We start from the raw sequence: 8,491 nt of genomic DNA, 5'->3' as shown, positions 1-8,491 counted from the left end.
CGACAGCCCCGCCGAGACCGACTCCGACCAGGATCGTCGGCCCGAGCAGCTGCGCGAGGAACGTGGCATCGGACGGCGCGGCTGCGAGCCAGGCGAGCCCTCCGGCCAGGACGAGCAGAGAGCCGATCAGGACCGGGCGGGTGCCGACGCGCGCGATGAGGGCGGGTGCACCTCCCGCGACGAGCACGAGCACACCCGCGAGCGGCAGCTGCGACAGGCCGGCGGCGAGCGCGTCGTAGTGGAGCACGGCCTGCATGTAGACGGAGAGAGCGAAGAAGAGCGCCACCATCGCCGCCCCGCCGAGCAGCATCACGCTGTTCCCGAGCGCCAGGTTGCGGTTGCGGAAGACCGCCAGCGGCACCAGAGGTTCTGCAGCGCGCCGCTCGATCAGGACGAACGCGACACCCAGCGCGAGCGCCGCTGCGAACAGGATCATCGGCAGCGGGTGCACGAATCCGAGCTGCTCGACAGCACTGAGGGCGCCGACCAGAGCTACCAGAGCCGACGTGACGGTGACGGCACCGGCCGCATCCAGACGCCCAGGCGTGCGGGCGCCGTCGCGGGTGATGAGCAACGGGATCGCGATCAGCACGAGCGCGCCCACAGGGACGTTGACGAAGAACACCGACTGCCAGCCGAGGGTGGCCGTGAGCACACCGCCGAGCAGGACTCCGGCCGCCGACCCGATCCCGGCGACGGCTCCCCATACGCCGAGGGCCTTCGTGCGCTCCTTGTCGTCAGGGAAGAGATGGGTGAGCAGTGCGAGCGCCGCGGGGGCGAGGAGCGCGGCCGAAGCACCCTGGAGAGTCCTCGCGCCGAGGAGCATCTCGCTCGACATGGAGAGGCCGGCGAGCGCGGAGGCCGCGACGAAGCCGCCCGTGCCGATCAGGAACACGCGGCGGTTTCCGTAACGGTCGGCGAGACGTCCGCCGAGGAGGAGGAGTCCGCCGAAGGCCAGCACATAGGCGGTGATCACCCAGGCGAGGGCGGCCGTGCTCATGCGGAGCTGGGCACCGAGCACGGGGAGGGCGATGTTCACGATCGAGGCGTCGAGCACGACGAGGAACTGCGCGAGGGCGAGCACGCTGAGTGCGAGCCAACGCCTGGAGCTGCGCGGCGCGGCGGTGGCTCGTGTCGCGGTGGCGGTGGGAGAGGTCATGGGATGCTCCTGTTCTTGTGGGTGGTCGATTCGGTTCGGCGGCACAGATGAGTGACCGCTCACTCACTCTTGACGGCAAGCGAAAGCGCCCTCTCTAGGGACCGACGTCAGTCGGGGTGGGTGATCCCCTTGGTCAGCAGGGCGACCCAATCCCCCGGGCGCCCGTCGAGCTGCGTGGTGACGATCAGGTGGCAGAGCTGCCCGTAGGCGATGAACCGCTGCACGGCGCCATCCTCGGCGCGAGAGCGCTGTCGGGCGAAGACGGTGATGCGCTCCAGCCCTGCGCGAAGCGCCTCGCCGATGGCCGGGATCTCCGCCACCGACTGCGCATGCACCTGCAGCATGAGCAGCTTCCGGTCGGAGATCAGGTGCGCGTAGGCATCCCCCATCGCGTCGAGCAGACCCTCGGGCGAGGTGTCGTCTGCGGCATCCGCGCCTTCTTCGAGGGCGACGAGGATCGCATCGAAGCAGGCTTCCAGGGCGACGACGAACAGCGCCTCCTTACCCGAGTAGAGCTTGAAGACGTAGGCCGGCGAGATCTTGGCCTCGCGTGCGACATCGGCGACGGTCGTGCCGTGATACCCGCCTCGAGCGAAGGCCGCCAGTGCCGCCGCGGCGACGACGGGCTTGCGGGCGTCTGCCGTGGAGAGGATCGAGCTGCGGGTCGTGGACATATGAGTGACTGTACACTCACTCTCTCGAGCCGGCAAGAGTCTTCCGGTCCGAGGCAGAGTCAGCCGCGCAGCACCGAGTCCAGCAGCCCAGGGAACAGGGCGTCGAGGTCGTCACGCCGCAGCGTGAGCATCCGCCGGCGCCCGTTCGGCTCGTTGCGGATGACACCCGCTTCGCGCAGCACCTTCATGAAGTGCGACTTGGTCGACTTCGGGAGGTTGGGGTCGGTGGCATGACAGGCGGCCATGTCGAGAGGGCCGTCCGCGAGCTGTCGCGTGATGGCGAGACGCTCGGGGTCGCTGAGCGCGAAGAGCACGTCGGTGAGCTGGATCTCGGAGCGCTCCGGGTGAGGAAGGTCGCCAGGCATGGTTCGATAATAGTTGAACAATTGGCGAAACGCGCGTACGCTCCGATAGTTCGATGATTCTCGAACCGAACGAGGAGACGCCATGACCACCACTGAGCCGATCGTCGCCGTCCCCCTATCGACGACCACCCTGCCGACGACCACCCCGCAGACGCGCGCCCGCTTCGGGTTCGTGCTGGCGATCATCGCGCAGATCCTGATGATGGTCGGTGCGAGCACGCCGTCGCCGTTCTATCCGGTGCTGGCGCAGCAGATCGGTTTCGCCCCCGTCGTGATCAGTGCCGTGTTCGCGGTCTACGCGGTGGCGCTGCTGCTCACGCTCCTCACCGCCGGTTCCCTGTCGGACCATGTCGGACGCCGACCCGTCGTGATCGCGGGGTTCTTACTGCTCGCCGGAAGCATGTTCCTGTTCTGGCATGCGGATGCCGTGGCGACGCTGTTCCTCGCGCGCATCCTGCAGGGCATCGCGAGCGGGCTGCTCATCTCGGCCCTCTCGGCCACGGTGCTCGACTTCGCGCCGGGCGGCCGCGCGGGTACCGCCGCGCTGTGGAATGCACTCAGCCCCGGGATCGGTCTCGCGCTCGGGGCCCTCGCCTCCGGAGTGATGCTCGACGTCAGCGGTGAGGCCCTGCTCGATGTCTTCGCGCCGCTGAGCACGGCGTACATCGTGCTCGCGGCACTGTTCTTCCTCGTTCCGGAGACCGCACCGCGCAAGCCGGGCGTCTGGGCGTCACTGAGCTTCCGGCTGTCGATCCCGACCGCGATCAGGGCCGACTTCTGGCGGGGCGCTCCGGCGGTCATCGCGGGGTGGGCCACGGGTGGACTGTTCCTGTCGCTCGGAGCCAACATCGTCCGAGGCGAGCTCGGCGGCGAGGCGCATGTCTGGCAGGGGCTCGGTGTGGTGCTGCTCGCCGGGGTCGGAGCCCTGACCGCGTTCACTCTCCGGAAGCTCGCTGCACGGTCGATGGTGCTGTTCGGCACGGCGGCCCTGGCGACCGGAACCCTGCTGTCGCTCATAGCCCTCGGCATCGGCTCACTGCCGTTCTACCTCGTCGCGGCCGCCGTGACCGGTATGGGGTTCGGCACCGCGTTCTCGGGAGTCGTCGCCTCGCTGGCCCCGCGGATCCCGGCGACCCAGCGCGCCGACACCTTCGCCGTGATCTACCTGCTGGCGTATCTGGCCTTCGGCGTACCAGCCGTCATCGCGGGTGCGCTGGTCGGAGTCGTCGGCTTGGAGGCGGTGTGCGTGGGCTACGGGATCGTCGTCATCGCACTGGCAGGTATCGCGTTCACGCTGCGTATGCGCCGCGCGGCATAGAAGCGGAGGAGCGCGTCAGCGCACGACGAGCTCGGGCGTGATCAGCGCGTGCGCAGAGCCGGCCTGAAGGGTGCGCGGGGCGACGATCTCCCCCGTCGGGCCCATGAGGAGTTCGAGGACGGCCGTCGCCACATCCTCGGGCCGTTGCTCGACGCTCGAGAAGCCCAGAGCCTCGGCCGTCGGCGTGTTGTCGAAGCCGATCACGGGAAGCGAGAGTCCGGCAGCGGCGACAGCCAGCAGCGCACCGACCGCGAGTGAGTCGCTGGCGCAGACGAGAGCGTCGGGCACGTGTCCCGCGGCGAGCGCCGCGTCGACACAGGCACGCCCGAGGGGAACCCCCTCCTCCGCGGTGAGCCGTTCGCCCTGCGCTCCGGCCGCAGTCATGGCCTCGCGCCAGCCGCGCTCACGGTCGTCGCCGGTCCCCGAGCCCGTCGGCCATCCGAGGAACGCCACCCGTCGACCGTGAGTCAGTGCGTGCTCGGTCGCCGCCCGTGTTCCCGCGGCGCCGTCGACGTCGACCCAGAGGTGGCGCGGATCGGCGATATCGTCTTCACCCCACGGTCGGCCGAACGAGATGAAGGGCAGTCCGTCCTGGTCGAGGCTGCGCACGCGCGGATCGTCGCGCGAGGTGCCGGTGATGATCGCGGCGTCGATCTCCGACCCCTCCCACAGCTCCGACAGCCGCTGGATCTCCTCTTCCCGCGTACGTGCGGCGTAGACGAGCATGCGCATGCCGCGCTCGCTCGCCCGCTCGGTGACGGCGTGCACGAAACGGTCGAGCACGACACCCGAGATGCCGCCGAGATACGGATCGAGACGGATCCCGATGGTCGAACTGCGTCGCAGCCGCAGTCGTCGGGCGGCCGCATGGCGGCGATAGCCGAGGTCGTGGATCGCCGTGAGGACGCGCTCCCTGGTCGCCGGGCGGACGATGTCCGGGGTGTTGAGCACGTTCGAGACGGTCTGCCGCGAGACGCCAGCGCGCTCGGCGACGTCTTCGACGGTCGGCGCCTTCGCCATCGCACCTCCTCATCCGTGTCCGGGTTGACACTTCCCGCGACTCCCGCTTAGCCTATTCCACGCAGAGTTTGATCGTTCAAATTTCTGCGTCGATCCCGCACGGTCCTCCCGAGACCGTCGCCAGAGATTCATCGAACCCGCAGTGACTCATCAAAGGAGAGAGACCATGACACGGCACACCACTCGCGCAGTCCTCGGCACCGGGGCGGTGCTGCTCACGAGCGCGCTCGTGCTCACCGGCTGCGGCTCCGGTTTCGCCGGAGACGACACCAAGGCCGACGGCGAGGGGCTCACCTCCTCCGACGACGCGCTCACGGTGCTGATCGGCTCCTCCGGCGACGCCGAGACCGCGGCCGTGCAGTCGGCTGTCGACGCGTGGTCGGCCGAGTCCGGTACGAAGGTGAAGCTGCAGACCGCGAGCAACCTCGACCAGGAGCTGTCGCAGGGCTTCGCCGCCGGCGACCCCGCCGACCTGTTCTACCTCTCCACCGACCAGGCCTCCGGCTACGCCGCCAACGGATCGCTCAAGGCCTACGGCGACCAGCTCTCCAACAAGGACGACTTCTACCCGTCGCTCGTCGAGAACTTCACGGTCGACGGCACGTTCTACTGCGCGCCCAAGGACTTCTCGACGCTCTCACTCATCATCAACACGCAGATGTGGACCGACGCCGGCCTCACCGACGCCGACCTCCCGAAGACCTGGGACGACCTCTCCGCCGTGGCGCAGAAGCTCACGACCGCCGATCACGTGGGCCTGGCCTTCGGCGCCGAGTACCAGCGCGTCGGCGTCTTCATGGCCCAGGCCGGTGGCGGTCTCGTCGACGACGGCACGGTCATCGCCGACGACGCCGCCAACGTCGAGGCCCTCGACTACGTGAAGTCGCACCTGGTCGACGGCACCTTCGCCTACGCCAAGGACGTCGGGGCCGGCTGGGGCGGCGAGGCCCTGGGCAAGCAGTCCGCCGCGATGGTCATCGAGGGCAACTGGATCACCGGAGCGCTGTCGAACGACTACAGCAGCCTCGAGTACACGGTCGCCGAGCTCCCCGAGGGCGCGGGCGGCAAGGGCACGCTGCAGTTCACGAACTGCTGGGGCATGGCTGCCGACAGCCCGAACCAGCAGGCCGCCCTCGAACTGGTCGAGTACCTGACGAGCGCCGACAGCCAGCTGGCGTTCTCGAAGGCGTTCGGCCCGATGCCGTCGATCAAGTCGGCCGCCGACGAGTGGACCGCCGCGAACCCCGAGCTCGCCCCGTTCCTCGCCGGTGCGGATTATGCCCAGTTCCCCCCGAACCAGGCCGGCACCGCCGACGTGATCGCCGACTTCAACTCGCAGCTCGAGTCGCTGAAGACAGCCGACCCGAAGACGATCCTCGACTCCGTGCAGTCGAACCTCGAAGCGGTCGTCGAGTAACCATGGCGGTCAAGGCAGCGTCTCGCCGCGGTGGGGCCTCCGGGCTCCGCCGCGGCGAGGCGGCAGCCGGATGGCTGTTCACGGCGCCGGTGATCGTGATCCTCGGTGTCTTCCTCCTCATCCCGGTGCTCATGGCGCTGTGGGTGAGCGTCTCCGACTGGGGCGGCCGCGGCAGCCCCCTCTCCGGATCGGTCTCGTTCGTCGGCGCCGACAACTTCTCGGCCGTCCTCACCGACGGCGGTCTCGCGACCAAGGACTTCGGCACCGCACTGCGCAACAACGCCTGGTACGTGCTGCTCGTGGTCCCGCTGCAGACCGCGCTCGCCCTGTTCCTCGCGATCCTCGTCAACCGCGCCATGCTCCGCGGCCGCGGCTTCTTCCGCACCGCCTACTACTTCCCCTCCGTGACCAGCACCGTCGCGATCACGGTGCTGTGGATGTTCCTCTTCACCTCCAGCGGCGCCGTCAACGACGTGCTCTCCTGGTTCGGCATCAACGGGCCCAACTGGTTCAACGATCCGCGCGGCATCCTGCATCTGGCACTCGGCACGGTCGGCATCGATGCCGGTCCCGCGGCGCTCACCCAGGGCGGCACACTCGGAGTGTCGTGGTGGGAGTGGCTCGCCGGTCCGTCCGTCGCGATGAGCGCGTACATCCTGATGGCCATCTTCACGACCTCCGGCACGTTCATGCTCATCTTCCTCGCCGGTCTGCAGAACCTCGGCGCCGACGTCGATGAAGCGGCCATGATGGACGGCGCGAACGGCTGGCAGCGCTTCTGGCGCATCACGCTCCCGCAGCTGCGCCCGACCCTGTTCACCGTGCTGACCCTCGGCCTCATCGGCTGCTGGCAGGTGTTTGACCAGATCTACACGGGCACGCGGGGTGCGCCGAGCAAGACGACGCTCACCCCCGCCTACCTCTCGTACCAGACCGCGTTCCAGAACCAGGAGTGGGGGCAGGGTGCGGCGATCGCGTTCATCCTGTTCGTCATCATCGTGATCTTCACGCTCCTGCAGCGCTGGGTGCTGCGCGACCGGCCGGTGTCGAAGCGTCGCATCCGCGCGTACCAGTCGTCGAAGGGAGCATCGTCATGAGACGGCTCTCGTCGAAGCAGCTGACCTGGCAGATCGCCCTCTACGCGCTGTTGATCATCCTCGCGATCATCTACATCTACCCGTTCCTGATCCAGGTCGCGACGAGCTTCAAGACCGATGAGGATGCCGCGTCCAGCGGGATCACGCTGATCCCCGACGTCTGGACGTTCGCGGCGTACGAGCGCCTGTTCCGCAACTCCGACTTCCCGTCGTGGTTCGTGAACAGCGCGATCGTGACGATCTTCGTCACCGCGGGCCGGGTGTTCTTCAACTCGCTCGCCGGGTACGCACTCGCCCGACTGCGCTTCCGTGGACGCGGTGTCGTCTTCGCGGCACTCGTGGCGGTGATGTCGGTTCCCACCGTGGTGCTGCTCATCCCCAAGTTCCTCGTGATCAACCAGCTCGGCATCTTCAACTCCTACGCCGGGATGATCCTGCCGCTGCTCGTCGATGCGGCAGGGGTGTTCATCATGAAGAACTTCTTCGAGTCCATCCCCGAGTCGGTCGAGGAGCAGGCGCGCATCGACGGCGCCGGCACGTTCCGACTGTTCTGGTCGGTGGTGCTGCCGATGGCGACGCCCGCGCTCGTGACGATCGTGATCCTGTCGTTCCAGGGTTCCTGGAACGAGCTCAGCCACTTCATCGTGTCGACGAACGACCCTGCCCTGACCACCTTGACCAAGGGCGTCGCGTCCCTCGCCAGCGGTGGACTCAGCCAGGGCACCCAGTATCCGCTCAAGCTGGCGGCCGCGCTCATCATGACGATCCCCGTCGCCGTGATGTTCTTCGTCTTCCAGCGCCGCATCATGAACTCCACAGAAGGAGCCGTCAAGGAATGACCCCCACCCCGCCCCTCCAGCCGCTGCTGGACGACGCCGTGATCATGCTCGAGGCGCCGACCCAGGCCTGGTCCGACGACATCGGCCGCATGGGCACCGCACCGATCCACGGGATCTACCACGGCGACGTCCGGCACATCCGGAGCATCGAGATCACCGTCGACGGCACCGCGCTCGAGTCCATCGGGTGCGTGTCGGCGGTGCCGCAGCAGACGGTGCTGACCGACCTGCTGCGCGGGCTCGACGACGAATCGGCCGACCCGAAGGTGCGGATGGACCGCGATCGCCGGGTCGCCGCCGGTGCGTTCTCGGAGCGGATCACGATCACCTCCCACCTCGACGCACCGGTCGCCACAGCGGTGACAGTGCGGGTGCTCCCGGACTTCGCGCCGATGCAGGAGGTCAAGGCGGGGCTGGGTACCGAGGCGACGTGGAGCTGGGACGGATCCATCTGCCGTGCAGGCGAGGCGTCGTTCACGCTCACCGCTCCCGAAGCCGCGGTGACGCAGGACGGGGAGGCCCTGGTGCTGCGGTGGGATGCGGTGGTGCCGCCACGCGGATCCGTCGCCCTCGGCTGGGCGGTCGACCTCGACGACCCGACG

Annotated in this window: 9 protein-coding genes; 5 read left to right on the top strand and 4 right to left on the bottom strand. The window is 68.5% G+C overall.

Annotation, left to right across the window (positions count from 1 at the left end):
- The 3 genes from DSP71_RS02230 to DSP71_RS02220 all read right to left on the bottom strand — a co-directional run.
- On the bottom strand, window positions 1–1,159 hold a 1,159-nt coding region (locus DSP71_RS02230), incomplete at its 3' end, for an MFS transporter (RefSeq protein WP_258546216.1).
- Between the two features lie 107 nt (window positions 1,160–1,266).
- Window positions 1,267–1,833: a TetR/AcrR family transcriptional regulator gene (locus DSP71_RS02225; protein WP_061016757.1), complete on the bottom strand. Its 567-nt coding sequence runs from the start codon at window positions 1,831–1,833 to the stop codon at window positions 1,267–1,269.
- A 59-nt stretch (window positions 1,834–1,892) separates the two neighbouring features.
- Window positions 1,893–2,198 carry a helix-turn-helix transcriptional regulator gene (locus DSP71_RS02220; protein ID WP_113680249.1) on the bottom strand — a complete coding sequence of 102 codons (306 nt, stop codon included), beginning with the start codon at window positions 2,196–2,198 and terminating at the stop codon, window positions 1,893–1,895.
- Between the two features lie 82 nt (window positions 2,199–2,280).
- Here DSP71_RS02220 and DSP71_RS02215 point away from each other — a divergent pair, with 82 nt between their 5' ends.
- Window positions 2,281–3,516 carry an MFS transporter gene (locus DSP71_RS02215; protein WP_113680248.1) on the top strand — a complete coding sequence of 412 codons (1,236 nt, stop codon included), beginning with the start codon at window positions 2,281–2,283 and terminating at the stop codon, window positions 3,514–3,516.
- 15 nt (window positions 3,517–3,531) lie between these two features.
- Here the strand turns inward: DSP71_RS02215 and DSP71_RS02210 are convergent, their stop codons facing one another.
- Window positions 3,532–4,536 carry a LacI family DNA-binding transcriptional regulator gene (locus DSP71_RS02210; RefSeq protein WP_058632767.1) on the bottom strand — a complete coding sequence of 335 codons (1,005 nt, stop codon included), beginning with the start codon at window positions 4,534–4,536 and terminating at the stop codon, window positions 3,532–3,534.
- A 166-nt stretch (window positions 4,537–4,702) separates the two neighbouring features.
- On the opposite strand from DSP71_RS02210, the gene DSP71_RS02205 reads away from it, so the two are divergent.
- The 4 genes from DSP71_RS02205 to DSP71_RS02190 form a co-directional block, all read left to right on the top strand.
- Window positions 4,703–5,953 (top strand): extracellular solute-binding protein, encoded by a 1,251-nt coding sequence (locus DSP71_RS02205; protein WP_046746961.1) that lies wholly within the window; start codon window positions 4,703–4,705, stop codon window positions 5,951–5,953.
- Between the two features lie 2 nt (window positions 5,954–5,955).
- Complete coding sequence (locus tag DSP71_RS02200; RefSeq protein ID WP_061016753.1) at window positions 5,956–7,050, top strand: carbohydrate ABC transporter permease; 1,095 nt, start codon at window positions 5,956–5,958, stop codon at window positions 7,048–7,050.
- Window positions 7,047–7,889 (top strand): carbohydrate ABC transporter permease, encoded by an 843-nt coding sequence (locus tag DSP71_RS02195; protein ID WP_113680247.1) that lies wholly within the window; start codon window positions 7,047–7,049, stop codon window positions 7,887–7,889. The genes DSP71_RS02200 and DSP71_RS02195 overlap by 4 nt, the downstream gene beginning before the upstream one ends.
- Window positions 7,886–8,491 (top strand): glycogen debranching N-terminal domain-containing protein (locus DSP71_RS02190; protein ID WP_309472599.1); only part of this gene is annotated, 606 nt, incomplete at its 3' end. The genes DSP71_RS02195 and DSP71_RS02190, both read left to right, overlap by 4 nt.

Origin of the sequence: Microbacterium sp. H6 (assembly GCF_003314775.1) — a bacterium.
Taxonomy (GTDB): Bacteria; Actinomycetota; Actinomycetes; order Actinomycetales; family Microbacteriaceae; genus Microbacterium; species Microbacterium oxydans.
Note: the sequence above shows the minus strand (reverse complement) of the source record. Positions and strands in the feature narration are given on the sequence as shown.